General features: G+C 67.3%; 12 protein-coding genes. 1 reads left to right on the top strand and 11 read right to left on the bottom strand.

From position 1 onward, the window contains the following. Positions 1 to 32: 32 nt before the first annotated feature. From G3N94_RS18425 to G3N94_RS18395, 7 genes are all read right to left on the bottom strand, one after another. A complete protein-coding gene (locus G3N94_RS18425; RefSeq protein WP_205794045.1) occupies positions 33 to 3,104 on the bottom strand; it encodes a peptidase domain-containing ABC transporter in 3,072 nt (1,023 codons plus the stop codon). An 18-nt stretch (positions 3,105 to 3,122) separates the two neighbouring features. Continuing rightward, positions 3,123 to 3,875, bottom strand: a complete 753-nt coding sequence (locus G3N94_RS18420; RefSeq protein WP_205794044.1) for a peptidylprolyl isomerase — start codon at positions 3,873 to 3,875, stop codon at positions 3,123 to 3,125. A gap of 53 nt (positions 3,876 to 3,928) precedes the next feature. Continuing rightward, entirely contained in the window at positions 3,929 to 5,338 is a 1,410-nt protein-coding gene (locus G3N94_RS18415) for an HlyD family efflux transporter periplasmic adaptor subunit (RefSeq protein WP_346778713.1), read from the bottom strand. Then, positions 5,316 to 7,214 carry an FHA domain-containing protein gene (locus tag G3N94_RS43000; protein ID WP_277398556.1) on the bottom strand — a complete coding sequence of 633 codons (1,899 nt, stop codon included), beginning with the start codon at positions 7,212 to 7,214 and terminating at the stop codon, positions 5,316 to 5,318. Before G3N94_RS43000 ends, G3N94_RS18415 begins: the two co-directional genes overlap by 23 nt. A 170-nt stretch (positions 7,215 to 7,384) precedes the next feature. Continuing rightward, a complete protein-coding gene (locus G3N94_RS18405) occupies positions 7,385 to 8,812 on the bottom strand; it encodes an efflux transporter outer membrane subunit (protein WP_205794046.1) in 1,428 nt (475 codons plus the stop codon). A 341-nt stretch (positions 8,813 to 9,153) separates the two neighbouring features. Then, positions 9,154 to 9,579 carry a DUF4399 domain-containing protein gene (locus G3N94_RS18400; protein ID WP_205794043.1) on the bottom strand — a complete coding sequence of 142 codons (426 nt, stop codon included), beginning with the start codon at positions 9,577 to 9,579 and terminating at the stop codon, positions 9,154 to 9,156. Between the two features lie 47 nt (positions 9,580 to 9,626). Then, positions 9,627 to 10,055, bottom strand: a complete 429-nt coding sequence (locus G3N94_RS18395) for a DUF4399 domain-containing protein (RefSeq protein ID WP_205794042.1) — start codon at positions 10,053 to 10,055, stop codon at positions 9,627 to 9,629. Between the two features lie 325 nt (positions 10,056 to 10,380). Here G3N94_RS18395 and G3N94_RS18390 point away from each other — a divergent pair, with 325 nt between their 5' ends. Then, positions 10,381 to 12,387 (top strand): SUMF1/EgtB/PvdO family nonheme iron enzyme, encoded by a 2,007-nt coding sequence (locus G3N94_RS18390; protein WP_205794041.1) that lies wholly within the window; start codon positions 10,381 to 10,383, stop codon positions 12,385 to 12,387. A gap of 75 nt (positions 12,388 to 12,462) precedes the next feature. Here G3N94_RS18390 and G3N94_RS18385 read toward each other — a convergent pair whose 3' ends face one another. From G3N94_RS18385 to G3N94_RS18370, 4 genes are all read right to left on the bottom strand, one after another. Continuing rightward, positions 12,463 to 14,130, bottom strand: coding sequence for a hypothetical protein (locus G3N94_RS18385; RefSeq protein ID WP_205794040.1), 1,668 nt, complete (start codon positions 14,128 to 14,130; stop codon positions 12,463 to 12,465). 34 nt (positions 14,131 to 14,164) lie between these two features. Further along, a complete protein-coding gene (locus G3N94_RS18380) occupies positions 14,165 to 15,349 on the bottom strand; it encodes a hypothetical protein (RefSeq protein ID WP_205794039.1) in 1,185 nt (394 codons plus the stop codon). After that, the gene (locus tag G3N94_RS18375) at positions 15,346 to 16,158 is read right to left on the bottom strand and encodes a hypothetical protein (protein WP_205794038.1); all 813 of its coding nucleotides are present in this window, start codon (positions 16,156 to 16,158) and stop codon (positions 15,346 to 15,348) included. The genes G3N94_RS18380 and G3N94_RS18375 overlap by 4 nt, the downstream gene beginning before the upstream one ends. Further along, the coding region (locus G3N94_RS18370) for a hypothetical protein (protein WP_205794037.1) at positions 16,155 to 17,164 on the bottom strand (1,010 nt) is incomplete at its 5' end. The genes G3N94_RS18370 and G3N94_RS18375, both read right to left, overlap by 4 nt.

Below are 17,164 nucleotides of genomic sequence, written 5' to 3'. Positions count from 1 at the left end.
GGAGTTGCCGAATCCGTGCGGGTCGAAGAGTTTCATGATGCGCCCAGCTGTTTCTGCACGAGCTGGTAATACATGCCCTTGAGGGCGACCAGTTCGTCGTGCGTGCCCTGTTCGACGATCGCGCCTTCGTACAGCACGAGGATCTTGTCGGCACGCATGATGGTGCTGAGCCGGTGCGCGATGATCACCGCCGTGCGCCCTTGCAGGATCTCGTGCATGTTCGCGAGGATATTGCCCTCCGACTGCGTGTCGAGGGACGACGTCGCCTCGTCGAACACGAGCAGGCGCGGGTCGTGATAAAGCGCGCGCGCGATGCAAAGCCGCTGGATCTGGCCGCCCGACAGGCCCACGCCGCGCTCGCCCACCACCTGCTCGTAGCCGAGCGGCAACTTGCTGATGAACACATGCGCGTCGGCCATCCGCGCGACCTCCTCCATGCGCCGCCAGTCGGGGCTCGCGTCACCGCATGCGATGTTCTCGGCAATCGATCCGGAAAAGACCAGGTTGGACTGCATCACGTAGCCGATCTGCGCGCGGTAGCAAGCCTTGTCGATCGCGTTCATGTCGTAGCCGTCGACGACGATCTTGCCGTCCGTGGGCGTATAGAAGCCCACGAGCAACTTTGCCAGCGTGGTTTTCCCCGAACCGCTGCGCCCGACGATGGCCACCATCTCGCCGCGCCGGATGGTGCAGCTGATGTTCTCGAGCACGTAAGGCGTTTCGTTGCCGCCATAGCGGAAATACACGCCATCGAAGCTGATGTCGCCCTGCAGGTCGGGCAGCAGCACGCGCGAGCCGAGTTCGGACGGCTTCTGCTCGGGCTCGATGTCGAGCACGTCGCCGAGCCGCTCCATCGCCACCGCCGCGTCGTTCATCAGGCTCCACATGCCGACGAGCCCCATCAGCGGCGCCAGCACGCTGCCCATGAACGCATTGAACGCGATCAGCTGGCCGATGCTGAGTTCATGCGCAAGCACGAGGTTCGCGCCCACCCACAGGATCACGATCGTGGTCGCCGCATTCAATAGCTGGCCGCCAAGCGCCACCAGGATATTGAATGCCTGCGCACGGTACTGGACATCGAGCGCCTTCGCATACTTGCGCTCCCACTTCAGCCGCACCGACCGCTCGATGCCCATCCCCTTCACGGTCTCGACGCCGCCGAGCGTCTCCATCAGCAGCGACTTCGCATCGGTGGACGCGGCAAACACCTCGCGCGCATAGCCTTTCAGCCTGGGCGTCGCGAGCGCCGTGAGCGCCATGATCGGGATCACGAACGCGATCAGCACCATCGTCATCTTCACGTTGTAGAGAAACATGATCGTGAAGTAGATGAAGATCATCAGAAGATTGAGCGCGGTGGTCACGGTGGACTCCGTCAAAAACGCCCGGATCGTCTGGTTTTCCTGGAAGCGCGCGAACACGTCCCCGCTCTTGCGGCGAGCGAAAAACGAATACGGCAGCGACATCGTGTGCTTGAAGAACTGCGACATCATCGCGAAATCGAGGCTGCGCACCATGAAGTTGGACAGGTGCGCACGTATCGTCGTCATCAGCTGCGTGAACACGTGAGAGATCACGAGCCCGGCGATCAGCAGATGCAACAGGCTCACGTTCTGGTGCACGATCACGCCGTCCAGCACGTTCTGGATGATGAGTGGCGGGATCACGCCGAGCACCTGGATCACGAAGGTCGCGAGGAACAGGTTCGCGAGTATCTTCCGGTAAGGCTGCAGGTAGCCGATGAAGCGTACCCACGGCGAACGCGACTCGGCCTGCGGCGCGGCCTGCCCGGTCGCGGTGAACAGCAGGCAGGTGCCGCTCCAGCCGCGCTCGAACGCTTCGACGCTCAGCTTCCTGAAGCCGAGCGCCGGATCGGCGATGCGCACGTACGACTTCGACACGCCGTACACGACGACGTAGTGATATCCCTCCCAGTGGACGATGAACGGCAGGTCGAACCCGAGCAGCGCTTCGTACGTGCACTGCACCCCGCGCGTCGCGAAGCCGACCGCCTCGCCGGTGCGCGCGAGACTGTCGAGCGTCGCGCCCTGCGTCGTCACGTTCGCGAGATCGCGCAGCTTGCCGAGCGTCATCGCTATGCCGTAGTGACGGCAGATCATCGCGAGGCACGCGGCGCCGCAATCCATTTCCTCCGCCTGCTCGACCAGCACGAAACGCTTGATCATCCGCTCGCCGAACGCGGCGTCGGCGCCGATATCGATCTGCAGCGGGTGGCGGCGCCGTTCGGCGAGCTTCTTCTGCCGCTTCAGTTCCTGGTCGACGAAGCGGATGCGTTCTTCGAGCACGTCGCGCAATTTCGGGTTGCGCTCGAGCATGACGTGCACGGTCTTTTCCGGGATCACGAGCAGGCGCGTATCGGTGACCGCGGTGACGGTCGCCGCCTGCTCCTGCCGCAGCAGGCACGCGCGCTCGCCGAAGATCTCGCCTGCGCCGAGCGTCGCGAGCGGATAGTCGTTGCCGTCCTCGTGGCACGACACGCTCACCTCGCCCTGGCGCACGACATACAGCCGCAGGTCGCCGCCCGGCCCCTGCCTTACGATTTCCTTGCCGGCCGCGACGCGCTTCACGCCGACGCTCGACACGTATTCCTCGAGTTCGGCGCGCGTCAGCTTGCCGCGCAGGTCGAACAGCCGCGTGACGAAGCCGCCGGCCGAGCTGATCGCGACATAGCTCGTCACGAACGACTGTGCGGCGGGGTTGTCGCGCAGGATCGGCTCGATCGCGCTGCGCGGGATGCACAGCACGTCGGTCTTCGTCGACGCGCGCACCGACACCTCGTGCCAGTAGTCGCGCAACATCGCCATCTCGCCGAACACTTCGCGTTCCTTGCGCACGCCGACGCTGGTTTCCTTGCCGCGATCGTCGGCAATCAGCCGCACGGCCCCGCAGCGCAGCACGTACAGGCCCTCGGCCAGTTCGCCGCGGTTGCAGACCGTGTCGCCAAACGCGTAGGTGCGCAACTGCGCGTGCGCGGCCATGCGGTCGAGTTCGTCGCGCGAAAAGAGCGACAGCGGCTCCACCGACGCGAGAAACTCCGCGAGCGACGGGGTGCTGGCCGGGGCGGGGGCTTGTGCGTCCATGGGTCCGGTTCTCCGCGCTCAGCGTGCGTCGATGATGTGTTCCTGCGCGCGCTCGGCGAGCCACTCCTCGCGCAGCAGGCGGCGCACCTCCGACGCGACGTCGGCGTCGAGCGCGGCCGGGTGTTTCGCGGTGACCGAAAAGATCTCGAAGAACGCGCCGTCGGGCGCGGCGAACGGCCCGAGCAGGTCGCCCACGTGCGCGTTGAACACCTTGGCCTCGATGTCCGTCTTCAGCGAGCCGCGCAGCACCTTGCCGATCACGCCGCCGCGCTCGGCCGTGTCGGCAATCGAATGCTCGCGCGCCATGTCGCCGAAACAGTCGGGGTCATCCTCCAGGAGCGCGATCATCTCGCGTGCCTTGCCGTCGGAATCCAGCACGATGTGGCTGACCTCGATGCTGTCGAACTTCGGCGAATTGAGCTTGAAGTACGCTTCGACGGCCGCATCGCTGCACACCGTGTCGAGCGTCTTCTCCTGGTACAGCGTGTCGGTGATGAACCGCTCGAACTCGTCGAGACTGATCCCGAACACGTCCAGATAGCGATTCATGTCCGCGGCGCGGTGCAGGCCGCGCACGCGGCGGAACTGGTCCGCGCGCTCCTGGATTTCTTCCGGCGTCACCTGCACGCCCATCTTCTTCGCCGCGATCACCGTGAGCCGGTCGCGAACCTGCTGTTCGACGAGGCCCTCGAACTGCCCCGCGAGCTTCAGCACGCGGATGAAGTCGTCGGTGCCGATCACCTCGTCGTCGATACGCACTATTGCCGTCATTTCATCCCCCTTGATCCTCTTGATCCTCTCGGTCCTGCATGCGGCCATCGCCATCAGCCGGCGATCTGCCTGAACGGGTCCAGCGCGAAGCCGATCACGCGTCGCTCGCGCACCACGATTTCCGCCGTTGCCGTCATCCCGTAGCGCAGCGGATACTTCGTGCCGGCGATCGTGTACGAATCGCGCGCAAGCGCCACGCGGCCTTCGTAGACGGGCTCCTTCGTCTGCGCCTGCGGCTTCGTCGCCGGCGAAATGTATTCGAGCGTGCCGTCGATCACGCCATAGCGCTGATACGGAAACGCATTGAACTTGAGCTTCACCGGCAGCCCTTCATGGAGAAACGCGCGGTCCTGTTCCGCAATCGCGACCTTCACGACCGGCCGCGCATCGGACGGCGCGATGCCGCCGAGTGGCGTGTTCGCGAGGATCTTGTCGCCCGGCTGCGTCGTGGTCACATCGGTGATCACGCCGGAGGCCGGCGCCAGCACGAGCAGGAAATTGTCCTTGTCGATGTTCTCGAAGCGGATGCGCGCGGCGGCATCCGCGGCGAGGCGCGCCGTCTGCACCTGCAGGCGCAGCTTCTCTTCGGTGTTCGCGATGTCGCGCACCGTCGCGTCGTACTGGATGCGCAACCCGGTCAACGTCTCGCCGCTGCCTTCGAGTTGCGCCTTCGCCTGCGCGAACTCGTGGCTCTGCTGCGCCTCGAGCTGCGCAAGCCGCGCCTGCGCGACGCGGTAGCTGTCCTGGGCCTGCAGATACGCACTGCGCTTCTGTTCCACCTGGCTCTGCGACACGCCACCGCCGCCCGGCAGCGCGAACAGGCGCGCGTACTTGTCCTGTTCGTCCTTCGCGAGGTCGAGCGCGTGGCGCGCGTTGTCGATGTTGCCGCGCGCTTCGTCGATCTGCGCGCGCTGCGATTGCGCGAGCTTGCTGGTGCCTTCCGCGATGCGGTTCTGGTGCTGGTGCTCCTCGACCTCGATCTGCTGCTTCAGCGCGTCGGCCTTGCGCTCCATCAGCTGTTTCTTTTCCGGAAACTGCTTCCATTCGCGCTCCGCGTCGTCGAGCTTGAGCCGCGCATCGAGTGCGTTGGTCGCGGCCTCGATCGCGCCGCGCGCGTTGATCCGGCCGATCACGTCGTTCTTCTCGACCGGCTGACCTTCGGCGATATAGATGTCCACCAGCTCGCCGTCGACGGGCGCGTAGATGCGGCGCACCTCGGACTCCGGCGCGAGCGCGCCCTGCGCGGTCACGATCACGTCGGCGCGGCCGACGAACGACCACAGCAGCGTGCAGACGACGAGCCCGACCATCGCGATGATGGTCGCCTGCGTGAGCCGCCACGGCCGCGCCGTCAGGATCGCGATGCCTTCGGCGCTGTGATCCTCCAGCGCCTCGCCGAGCGATCGCGGCGGCTCCGGCGGCTTCGCCTGCCGCGCGCGCTTAAGGAGACTGTCGAGCTTCACCGCGCCCTCCGGAGGAAGCGAGCCGTTCCAGCATCCCCGCATGCGCGGCGAACTGCGGCGTCGCGAAGCGGAACTGCCTGAGGCGATCCAGCACGGCCGGTCCGTGGCCGCTCCGCGCGTCGCTCTCGAACTGCGTGTATTGCTGCAGATCGGCGCGCACGGCGTCGAGCCCGCCCAGCCGCGGATAGCGCTGCGCGTAGTCGGCAAGCAGTGCGGGCAGACCGTCGAGCCGATCGTCGTCGAGCGCCGCCCCGATCGCCCGCTGCAGCCGCTCGAGTGCCGCCACATAGACGGAGTTGTCGCTTTGCAGCTTGCGCAGCTGGCTGAGCGCGTCGGCGTATGGCACGGCAAACGCGGGAACGTATGACGAAATCCGGTCGAGCAATCGCTGATGCGCACCCGGGTCGTCGTTCCATCGGCCGGTCAACGCCTTGATCGGCGCTTCGTCGCGGTAAATCCGGATCGGCGCCTCCGACCCGCCGCGGCCGGCAACGAACGCCTGCAGTTCGCCGATCCACGCAATCTCGTCGACGAGCGGCCGCGCGTCGGCGTTGTGGCGGGCCAGCGTGCGCATCTGCTGCACGACGGCACGGGCGCGGTCGAATGCGCGCATGTTCATCGCGGTGATCCACTCTGGCGCCGTCGACCGGACGAGCGCCTCGGTGCCCAGTGCAAGGAACGCCGTATCGTCCGGATGATCGGCGAGGTAGCGATCGGCGAGTTGCGCCGCGTGCGCGGTGTCGCCGCGCGCCAGCAGCGCGCGCATCTCGCGCAGCGGCGCGTCCTGGAAATACAGCGTCACGAGCAGCACGACGACCGCGGCGACGAGCCCTACGCCCCATGCGCCCAGCCGGCGCATGTTCACGTGCCCGCTGCCACCGAGCGCCTCGCTCAGCTCCGACAGGAAGACCTCGAGCCTGCCGCGCCGGTGGCGCGCGTCATGCGCGGTTTCGGCGGCGCCTTGCGCGGCGTGCGGATTGACTTCGTCCTCCTGCGCAACGGCAGGAACCGTGCAGAAGATGTCGAGGAACGAATGCGCGGTATCGACGAAGGTCGTCCGGTCCGCGTCCACATCCGCTGCATTGGCCGCATGCGCGCCGGCTCCCGGCGGCGACGCGGCCGTCACGGTGGAGTCCGGCCCCGGCCCGCGCTGCACGCCGACGCGATAGACGAAGTGATCGCCGCCGAATGCGAGCAGCGCGCCGTCGGCGAGCGGCACCGCGTGCTCGTCGAGGCGCCGGCCGTCGACGAACGTGCCGTTCGTGCTGCCGAGGTCTTCGACGAACGCGTCGCCGTCCTGCACGTAAATGTGCGCATGACGCCGCGACAGGTAGTTCACCTGATGCGGATACGCGTTCCGGTAGCACGCGAACGTGTCGTCGGCCTTGCTCACGAGAAACGGGAATGCGGTAATGATGACCGGTTGCAGCCCGAGATCGCCGCGCTCCGGCGACAGCGTGATCGCGGCCGGCCGCGCCGGTTGATGCGTCGCGCACGGCACGAACGCGATGCGGTATGCGAGCGTGCCGGCCAGGCGCAGTTCGTCGCCGTCGCGCAGCACGTGCGGCTTGTCGCCAACGTCGACGCCGTTGACGGCCGTGCCGTTCTTGCTGCCGAGATCGGCGACATAGGCCGCGCCGCGTTCGAAGAAGATGCGCGCATGCCGGCGCGACAGGTCGGCCACCCGCTCGGGTCGCACGGACGAGAACGGCGCGTTCGTGCGACCGACGGCAAACAGCGCCTTGTCGATCCGGATCTCGCTCAGCTCCGGATCGGACACCGGCTTGAGCACGATGTCGAACGGCCGGTCGAGCGCGGCCTGTTTCTCGGCAATCGAAGCGGCGTCAGGAACCATGATTCGGCCAACGATCGACATGCGCCCGCCAATGGGCACGCGGCGCAGGAATCGCGACGCGCTCGCGAACCATCCGTGTGAAGTCGCGCCGCCGAGGCACCGGGCAACGCGCGCGTGAAAAAAGTTTAGGCGACGGAAGACGGTAGTCAATCGGCTGGCGACGATCGCGCGGCTGCGCAGGGCTGGCGTGTTCATTGCATTGCGTGGCCGACCGGCTCGCTGCTCGCATTCGAGACCTCGACCGCACGCCAGCCGCCGCCGATCGCCTTGTAGAGCGTGACGGTGTCGCTCAGAATCTGCTGATGATTGGCCAGCAGCGCGAGCTCCGCGGACGCCACCGAACGTTCCGATTCGAGCACCTCGAGCTGCGAGACGAGCCCTTCCTTGAGCTGCGCCTCGACTTGCGCGGCCACCGTGCGCAGACGCTCGCCCTGCTGCTGAAGCTGCACACGCTGCTGCTTGTGCGCATCGAGATCGACGAGCGCATTTTCCACCTCCTTGAACGCGGTAAACACCGTCTGCCGGTACTGCTGTTCGGCGACCCTGGCCTGCGCGTCGGTCGTCTTGATGTGCGCGCGCACGCCGGGGTCGAGCATCGGCAGGTTGATGCTCGGCAGGAAGCTGAACGTGAACGCCCTGAACAGGTCCGACAGCGCGAACGCCGCGGTGCCGCCGCGCCCCGTCAGGCTGATCGACGGCAATTGCGCGAGCTTCGCCGCGCCCACTTCGTCATACGATTCGAGCACGCGGTACTGCGCGGCGACCACGTCCGGCCGGCGCGCGAGCAGCTGCGCGGGCAGGCCCATCGGCACGTCCGGCAGCTTGACGCGCTGCCGGAGATGACCGGCAGGCATCCTGAATTCTCCGGCCGGCACGCCCAGCAGCGTCGCGAGCGCGTTCTCGGCCGTATCGCGCGAACGGTGCAGCTCGATCAGTGCGTTCGCCAGCCCGTTGATCTCCGCGCTCTGACGCAGCACTTCCGTCTGCGGCGCGACGCCGTTCGCAAGCATCGACCGGTAAATCGCCAGGATCTGCCGGTTCTTGTCGAGCGTGCGTTGCTGCTGCTCGATCTGGTCGTCGAACTGCAGGATCTGGAAGTACGTGGTCGACACGTCGGCGACGAGCGTCAGGTAGCCTGCCCGCCAGTCGGCCTCGGTCGCATGAAATTCGGCCTTCTGCGCCTGCACGCCCTTCTCGACCTTGCCCCAGATATCGATGTCCCAGTTCAGCTGGCTGCCGACGTTGTACGACTTCGTCAGCGTCTGGCGCGTGTTTTTCTCGAAGTCCGCGCCCGCGCCGAGGTCGGCGGTCGGCAGCGCGCCCGCACGGACCTCGCCGATCTGCGCGCCGGCCACGTCGATGCGTGCCGCCAGCACCTTGATATCGACGTTGCCCGCGATGGCCTTGTCGATCAGTGCGTCGAGATACGGATCGTCGAAACCTTTCCACCACTCGGGATTGACCGCGTCCGACGCGGATACCGGCTCGTGCGCGTGTGCCCACGTGGCCTTCGCCGGCATCTCCGGGCGCTGGTAGACGGGCATTTTCAGATCCATGCAGCCGGACAGGACCGCCGCGCACAATCCGGCGGAACCGGCGATGCGGGCGAGCGAACCCACGAGACCGCGGCGGTTGCGCGTGGCGGTGGGCGACAGGCGAGTGTTCACGATCGACTCCTTCGGAGGAACGCGGCGACGGTACGGATGCGGGTGTTGGTGGTTGGGCGGCAGGACCGGACGCTCGCATCCGATACTGCATGCGGCATGCCAGCCGCATGCGCAATCGAGCGAGATCGCGTGGAAAGGCCTGCCGATGCGGGGCCGGCGATGACGGAGCTGATTCGGGGGAGAGGTACGTCGCGCACGGATCGATCACGCCTGATCGGCCGTCGCCAACACTTCTTGCTCGTGATGTCGGGTGTACGCAGACAGTGCGCGATCCAGCGCCGCGCAACGCGCGGTCACTTCACGTAGATCGTGATCTTCTTCGAATAGACGGGGGGATTTTGCGGCACGTGGTTCGCGTCGCCCATCAACAGCTGCAACGTGTGCTTGCCCGGAGGAAGCTCCAGCGTGGTTTCGGTTTCGCCCGCGCCGAAATGCAGGTGATTCCGGTCGGACGGGATCGGCTGGTCCATCGGCGGCAGATCCGTATCGACCAGCAGATGATGGTGGCCCGTGTTCGGAAACTGCACGTGCGATGGCGCGACGCCCATGTCTCGCAAGCCGAACCACACCCGGAACGAACGTCCGGCCGGCAGCACCTGGCCGTCGTTGGGCCATCCGATGTAGACGACAGCCTTCGCGGAATGCGTGCCGGGCTCGGCAGTCGTCGCACCCGTCCATAGCAGCGCCACGGCAGCGGCAAAGAGGATGAGCTTGTTCATGGCGTCAATTCAATTCCCGGTTCGGGTGGCAGGCGTGGCATCGCGCGCTACTTGACCGTAATCGTGATCTTCTTCGAATACACGGGCGGATCGTGCGGCACGTGGTTGTAGTCGCCCATCAGCATCTGCAGCGTGTGCTTGCCCGGTGGCAGCTCGATGCGCGCCTCGGTTTCACCGGCGCCGAAATGCAGGTGATTCCGGTCCGACGGGATCGGCTGGTCCAGTGGCGGGAGATCGGTATCGACGAGCAGATGATGATGGCCGACGTTCGGCCGCTCGATGCCTTTCGGGCAGATGCCCATGTTGCGCAAGCCCATGCGCACCCAGAACTTGCCACCGGTGATCGTTGTGCCGTCCGATGGCCAGATGATGTAGGCCTCGGCGCCGGGCGGCGACGGCGTACGGCCGGCGGCGAATGCGATCCTCGGCGCCAGCACGGTGGCGGCCAAAGCCAACAGCGTAGCCCTTCTTTGCATCGTGTTGCTCCTCGCGTGAGTGGCAGCGCGTGGCGTTGGACAGTGGAGCGTGACTAACAGCTTAGGACGTAATCGACAGGAAGGCACATATCGATGCCCGACGTTGATCGGCCGATATCGATGCGTGCGCGCGTATGTCTGTTTTTTGCGAAACCTGCGGGTGGTTCCGATCATCAGCGTTCAGCGCGCGTGCTATCTTGAATGTGTCCCGGCCGTGCCCGCGCCAGCCGCAGGCCCGCATTGCGCTCGCCACGACCGGACGCCTGGCAACGGCTGCGCTCCGCCTTCGGTCATATCGTCCGACGGCGCACCCTGGGGGCTGAATATGTGGCGAATACTCTTGCCCGCATGCCTGTTTGCGTCAATCTCGATCACATCGAGCGTCTGCTTCGGCGAGGCCGTGCATCCGTTTGCCGCGCCGCCGCCAGCAGCCACCGCGCGCGCGCAGTCCGTCGAACCGCACCGCGTCGCGCTCGTGATCGGCAACGGCGCGTATCGCGACCATCCGCTCGCCAATCCTGTCCACGACGCCGATGCGATGCGCGATGCGCTGAACGCGCTCGGCTTCGACGTCATCACGCTGCGCAACGCCACCCGGCAGCAGATGCTCGACGGGCTTGCCATGTTCGACCGCCGCATCGCGGCCGGCGGCACCGGGCTCGTGTATTTTGCGGGCCACGGCGCCAGCGTCGACGGAACGACATGGCTCGCTCCGGTCGATGCCGACGTCCGCTCTGCGGACTCCGTGTCGCGAACGGGCATTGACCTGCAAACCGTATTCGATGCGACATCGCGGCCGCACGGCGACCGGATTGATCTGATCATTCTGGATTCCTGCCTGACTGCGCTCCCCGGCGCCCGCAATGTGGCGGCCCGCCAGCCACCGGCGAACACACTCGTCGCCTATGCGACAGCGCCTGGCGAAGCCGCAGCCGACGGCGCAACGCATGGTGTTTACACGGCGGCGCTGCTGCAGACGCTCGCGTTGCCGGGGCTCGGTATCGCCCAGGTGTTCGACCGTGCCGGCGCGATTGTCGAAAGGGCTACCGGGCATCGGCAGATGCCGTGGGTCGCGTCGTCCCTCGCGGACGCGGCAACGACACTTCCGTTCACCGCGGCCCGTCGCTCAGGACCGGGCGCCGTGCCTGCCGGCGACGGCATCGACACACGATCCGCAGGGTTGGCCGACGTCAGCGTCGTCGCGCTCGACAGCCGGGGCGTGATGCCGAAGGACAGCGCCGAGCAGTACGAAATCACGTTCTGGGAGTCGATCAAGGACAGCAAGGAGGCGGGCGACTACGAAGCCTATCTGAAGGCCTACCCGAACGGCCGCTTCGCGCCGCTGGCGCAGGCCCGTATTGCACGACTACGCGCGGCCGCGCCGAAGGCGCCTGCCGCGTCCGCGCCGGCACCGACGGCGAGCTCCACGGCGAGTTCCACGCCGGCCTCCGCACCCGCGCCTGCTCCGGCCGCGGCTCGGGCACCGGCGCCAGCATCGGCAGCGGCGGCAGCAACAGCACAGCCTGCGCACCCGCCTGCCTCGCCGGCGAAAGCACCGCCTCCGGCTGCAGTGGCAGCCCCATCGACACCGCAGCCGAAAGGTAGCGCAGCGGCCGCCAATGAAATCCACGATTGCCCCGCATGCCCGGCGATGCTCACGGTCAGTCCCGGGACGTTCGCGATGGGTAGCAATTCCGGCGATTCGTCGGAAAAACCTGCGCATCGCGTGACGCTCGATCATGCTTTCGCGCTCGCGAAGTATGCGGTGACCGTCGCGCAGTGGAACACGTGCCGCGACGCGGGCGCCTGTCCGCGCCTGCCGAGCGACAGCAACACGACGCCGAACGCACCGGCGCGCGACCTGAGCTGGGACGATGCGCAACAGTACGTGAAGTGGCTGTCGAAGATCAGCGGCAAGACTTACCGGCTGCCGACCGAGGCCGAATGGGAATTCGCGGCCCGCGGCGGCACCGCCACGCGCTACTGGTGGGGCAACGAGATGCGCGCGGGCAATGCGAACTGCAAGGACTGCGGCCCACCATGGCATGCCGAAGCACCGGATAACGTCGGCTCGTTCGCGGCCAATCCGTTCGGCTTCTACGACATGGCGGGCGGCGTTTGGGAATGGGTCAGCGATTGCTGGCACAACTCGTACAAGAATGCGCCTGCCGACGGCCACTCATGGGACGAGCCGAATTGCCAGGTGCGCGTAATCCGCGGCGGCTCGTGGCGAGACGGCGCAAGCTATATGCCCGTCTCGACACGCTTCAAATACGACAGCAGCGTACGCTATTCGGCAAACGGGTTTCGTGTGGCCCGGGACATGAAGTAGGTCGATGCCGGTGAGCGGGCATCGCGGGTCACCCATCCGGGCGACCCGCCGGAGCGACGAACCCCGCGCGCCCGGTCACTCGGGAAGGACAGGATCGTCGAACGGCTCCTCTTCGCCGGAGCCTGCCTCGTCGGCGTTGTCGCTGGTTTCTTCGGCAACGTCGGACGCCTCCTGCTGCACCTCGACGGCTTCCGCGACCTGCTCCTTCAGTTGCTGGCTCACCTGGTCGCCGAGATTCTCGACGATATCGGGAAGCGACTGCGTGACTTCGCCGAGGCTCTGGTTCGCTTCGCTCAGTTGACCGGCTTCGAGCTTCGCGCTCGCGTCGACCAGGTTGCCCTCTGCCTCCTCGATCTGCTCGTTGACCTCGATCTGCGCGAGATCCTTGAGCTGGGTGCTTGCGCTGTCGATCCCGCCGCCGATGTTGTCGCCGGCCACCTCGCTGTACGCTTCGGAGCCCGACTGACGCGCCGCGCTCACGTCGTTCGCGAACGCCGCATCATCCGCCGGCACCTGCACGTTGCCGTCGCCCGCGGCCCGGTCGGCCAGTTGCTGGTCCTGTTGCCGCGCGTCGTTGCCGATCTCGTTGCCCGCATCCTGCGCGTCCTGCTGCTGTTGCTGGTTGGGCGCGTCGCCGCGGTTCTCGTTGGCCTGGTCGTCCTGGAGCTTGTTGTCCTTGCCGGTCAGCTTCTGCTTCAGGAAATCGAGCGCCATCCAGACGCCCATCGCCTGCAGGAAGTAGTTGAGCAACTTCTCGAACGACAGGTTCGACCAGAACTTGTCCCAGCCCGACTCGGGTGCGAGCGAGATCGCGATCACCTTCTTGTCGAGCAGCGTGCCGGTCAGGATCGGCCACGCGGTGGTGTCGCTCTCCTTGCCCGTGAAGGTCCCCTTGAAGCCGAATGCCGCATTGAGGGCGACCGCGCCGGCGGTATCGACAACCTGCCCGTTGTCGAACGACAGCGTGCTGGTCGAGCCGCCCGATCCGGTAAGCGTGATCGTCATGCCGCTCTGGCGGTCGGCCGGGTCGGCCGGCGACGGTGCACCAGACTTCCTGGCGAACACGATCGTGCCTTCGGACGTCGCGCCGGTCTTGCCGTCGCCCGGCGCGGAATAGACGTAGTAGGTCCGGCCCGGCTGGCCCTTGTCGTCCATGCCCCACAGATACGCATAGCCGCGCAGCCAGGTGCTGACCGCGACGTAGCTCGGGAAGTCGAGCCCCTTGAACAGGTCGAACTGGTTGAAGAACGCGGCGATCGCCTTCTCGCTGTCGGACACGGACGGCAGCTTGAACGCGTCGGTCATCGCGCTCTGGAAGCCGGTCGCCATCTTCGACGTCGGCGACGTCATGATGTTCTGGCAGAAGCTGAGCGCCTTGGCCATGTTGGTGGCGGCAGCTTCGGTCACCGAAATCGGCGGGTAGCCCTGCGTGGTGAAGTCGAGCGCTTCGCCGACCGACGTCACCGGGAACAGCGAGTCCGGTTGCGAAATCAGCAGCTGGTAGATGAAGCAGGGCTTGGTCTGCCCCTTCGAATCCGTGTAGGTCCCGTCGAGCGTGACCGCGCCCGTCGCACCGTTGGCCAGCACGTTGCTGCCCGACGTCAGCGGCAGCCGCGTCAGGTCCTGCAGATAACCCTGCTTCGGCGAGTTCTGCGCGACGTTGGTCGACGAGTTGAATGCATTGAGCACGACGACGCTCTTGCCCGACTGGTTGGTGATCGAGCAGTTCTTGTTGATAGCCATCGCTTTTCTCCGTGGGTGGGTTGGAACAACGCGCCTAGTACTCGACACGGGTCGTGCTCGTGCGCACGCCGCCTTCGAATCGGGTGGAGAGGATCGTGCCGCCGATCGGCTGCCCGTCGGGCGCAAACTGCGCCGCCCGATAGTCGACGTCCGTCACGCGCACGGCGGTCAGGCCGTCCGGCGCGAAACCGGTGACGAGCGAGCGCCACGGCGTCGCGCCGCCACTCGACAGCCACTCGTCGCGCACCTGCGCGAGGCTGCCGTTGGCGCGGAACGCTCGCCGCGTACGATCCGGCGCACGCGTCGGCTGCCATGGGCCCGGCACGGATTTCGCCGGCGCGGCTTCGCGCGGCGGCGGCGTCGGCTCACCGGGTTCCAGCACGCGCGTCGAGATCAGCTTGCCGTTCGCGAACCGGAACACCGTCAGCACCTGCGCGTTGCTGCCTGCCTGCTGCAGCGCGACGAGCAGATGTCCGTCGAGAATCTTGCCGCGCGCATCGAACACAACGCCGCCGTAGTCGGATTCGACGCGCTGGCGCACGGTTGCGCCGTCTTCCGCGTAGTTGACGGTAAGCAGCTGGCCGGGCGTTCCGTGCGCGGTCAGGATCGAGCGCGCGGTACTCGCGAGCGTCAGCGCCGGGCCCGCATGGCGGACGATCGTCAGTTCGCCGCCGGCGAGCCGCGTGCCGGCCAGCACGGCGTTTGCGAAATCGATCTCGAGGCGGCTCGCGATCGCGCCTGTCTCGCGCGTCCCGCCCGATGCGTGGCTGACGAGTGAGTAGTGCGCGGGCCTTTCGTTCGCATAGCGCATCTCGGCGACATGGCTCGGCGCCCCGTCGGAGCCCGCGAGCGTGAACTGCGCGACGCCGTCGGCCGGCCAGCCCGCGGGATTGAGCGCGAGCGCGCGATAGGCGCCTTGCACGGTGCGCCGCAGCTTGCCGTCGGCAGTGAGCAGCCGCGTTGCCGACGACACGGCCCGGCCTTGCGCATCGATGACGATCTCGGACGTCGAATGGGGCGCACCGCCCGCGATCGACGCCGCATAGCGGATCGTGCCGCCCGCGTCCGACACGTCCGCGTAGCTGGCCTGGCCGGTGGTCGCGACGCTCGCGCCATCGGGGCCGTAATGCACCGCGCCGACCGATCGCGGCCGGTTGCGGCCGAGGCTCGTCACGTCCGCCGCAACCGCCAGCGCCTGCTGTCCGAGTTCCTGAATCATGGTGCCTCCTGCGTGGTCAGGGATCGCGCGACGGGCCCGGCACTGCCGCCATTGCCGCCATTGCCGGCACTGCCGGCACTGCCGCGCGGCCGCTCGAGCACGTCGACGATCCGGTCCATCAGCGCGACGCCTTCGGCGCGCGTCGTCGCCCGCTTGTAAGAAAACCGCATGTCCAGGCTCACGCGTGTCACGCCCGAATGATTGGCGACCGTGCCGTGGCCCAGATAGCCGCCGTCGAAGATCAGCACCTGCCCGTATCGCACGGGCACCGGTTGGAAATCGCCGCTGCCGTAGTCGCGCTCGAGCCACAGCGTCGCGCCGTCGAACACGTCGGTGAACGGCATCCAGAAGTTGATCTGGTCGATCCGGCGCGTGACGCAGATGTCGTGATGGAACGAGCTGATGCTGGCCGTGCCGGACAGGTGGATGCGCAGCTTCGGATGGCTCGTATACGAAATCCCGCGCCCGACCAGCGGGGCAAGCTGCGCGAGCATGAAGCCGTGGTACAGCTTCCAGAAATCGGCATCGGCGGGCTGGCGCTCCATCATCGCGCTCACCATCAGGTTGTCGCGCGCGCCGATCCGCGCGTGGCGGCCGTTGCGCCGCCGGTGGTGCAGCAAGTACGCATGCAGCTGGTCGAGACGCTGCACCTTGTACACGTCGCGGCTCAGCACGGCCGCGAACGGAAAGCGCGCCGTGTCGTAGTCGAGCAGCACCCATGTGCGTCGCGGGCGCGGCCCGGCTTCGCGGGCGAGTTGCGCGCGATCGACGTAGGCAAGCGACGCGTCGGTGGCCATCACGGTGCTCATGCGCGGTCCACTCCGTCCCGATGCAGTCGCGCGAGCACCTGGCGGACGCGCGCGAGGTTGGTCGACGCGCGCTCGTAGCCGTGCCACAGGAACAGCCCGCCCTTGCGGCTCGCCCCGGCCATGATCGCGACGAGATGCGCCCACGCCCAGTCGGGCAGCCCGAGCCGCGGCGTCGCGGCGAGCACGGCGGCATCCGCGTCGCTCACGGTCGCCATCCCGCGCAGCGCGATGCTCGCGCCGCCGGCGCCGTGTGCGGTGCCGTGCACGAGCGGACGCAACGTGACGGGGTCGAGCGTGAAAGCCAGCGATCCGCTCGCCATCGCGGGCGGCCCGTCGCGCCATTGCATCGCATCGCCGTCGAACGTCGCCGCCACGCGCCGCCCGCCGATCGAGAAGCCGTCGCCGTCGACGCACGCGGAACTCACCTCGGCCAGCGCCCCGTGCCGCAGCAGCAACCGGTATTCGCCATGCAGGTACGCGGCGGGTGCATCGTCGCCGACGCGGACCGCGAGCGGCACGCGGCGGTCGCCGAGCATGAAATGGTCGCGGCCGATCGTCAGCGGCTCGTCGACAGCGGTATCGTCGAGCGTGACGCACATCCCGGCCGGCGTCGGCAGGATCGCGATACGGTGCTCGCCGGCGTCGGGCGCGAGCCATCGATAGACGCCGGCGATCGCGCTCGCCGGCAGCCGCGGGCGCGCCAGGCACTCGTCCACGACGAGCTTGTGCGACGTATCGGGTTGCGCGCCCGCCGGCCAGATCAGCCCGACCCAGCGCCGCTGGCCGCCGGGGCGCAGGTCGGGTTGCAGATAGCCCGAGCACGGATTGCCCGCGTCGGCGGACCACGCGAGCACGCCCTTGTCGAAGCGCGTGCCCTGCACGCGCACCCCGTTCAGGTCGACACGCGTGACGCCGCCGCCCGGCCGGCCGAACACCGACAGCGACAGTGCGTGCCCGGCTGCCAGATAGAAGCCGCTCCACACGGCCAGGTCGCGACGCAGCAACA

This window comes from Burkholderia sp. Ac-20353 (assembly GCF_017104785.1).
GTDB lineage: Bacteria > Pseudomonadota > Gammaproteobacteria > Burkholderiales > Burkholderiaceae > Burkholderia.
The sequence above is the reverse complement of the archived record's forward strand: the minus strand, read 5'-3'. Positions and strand labels throughout refer to the sequence as shown.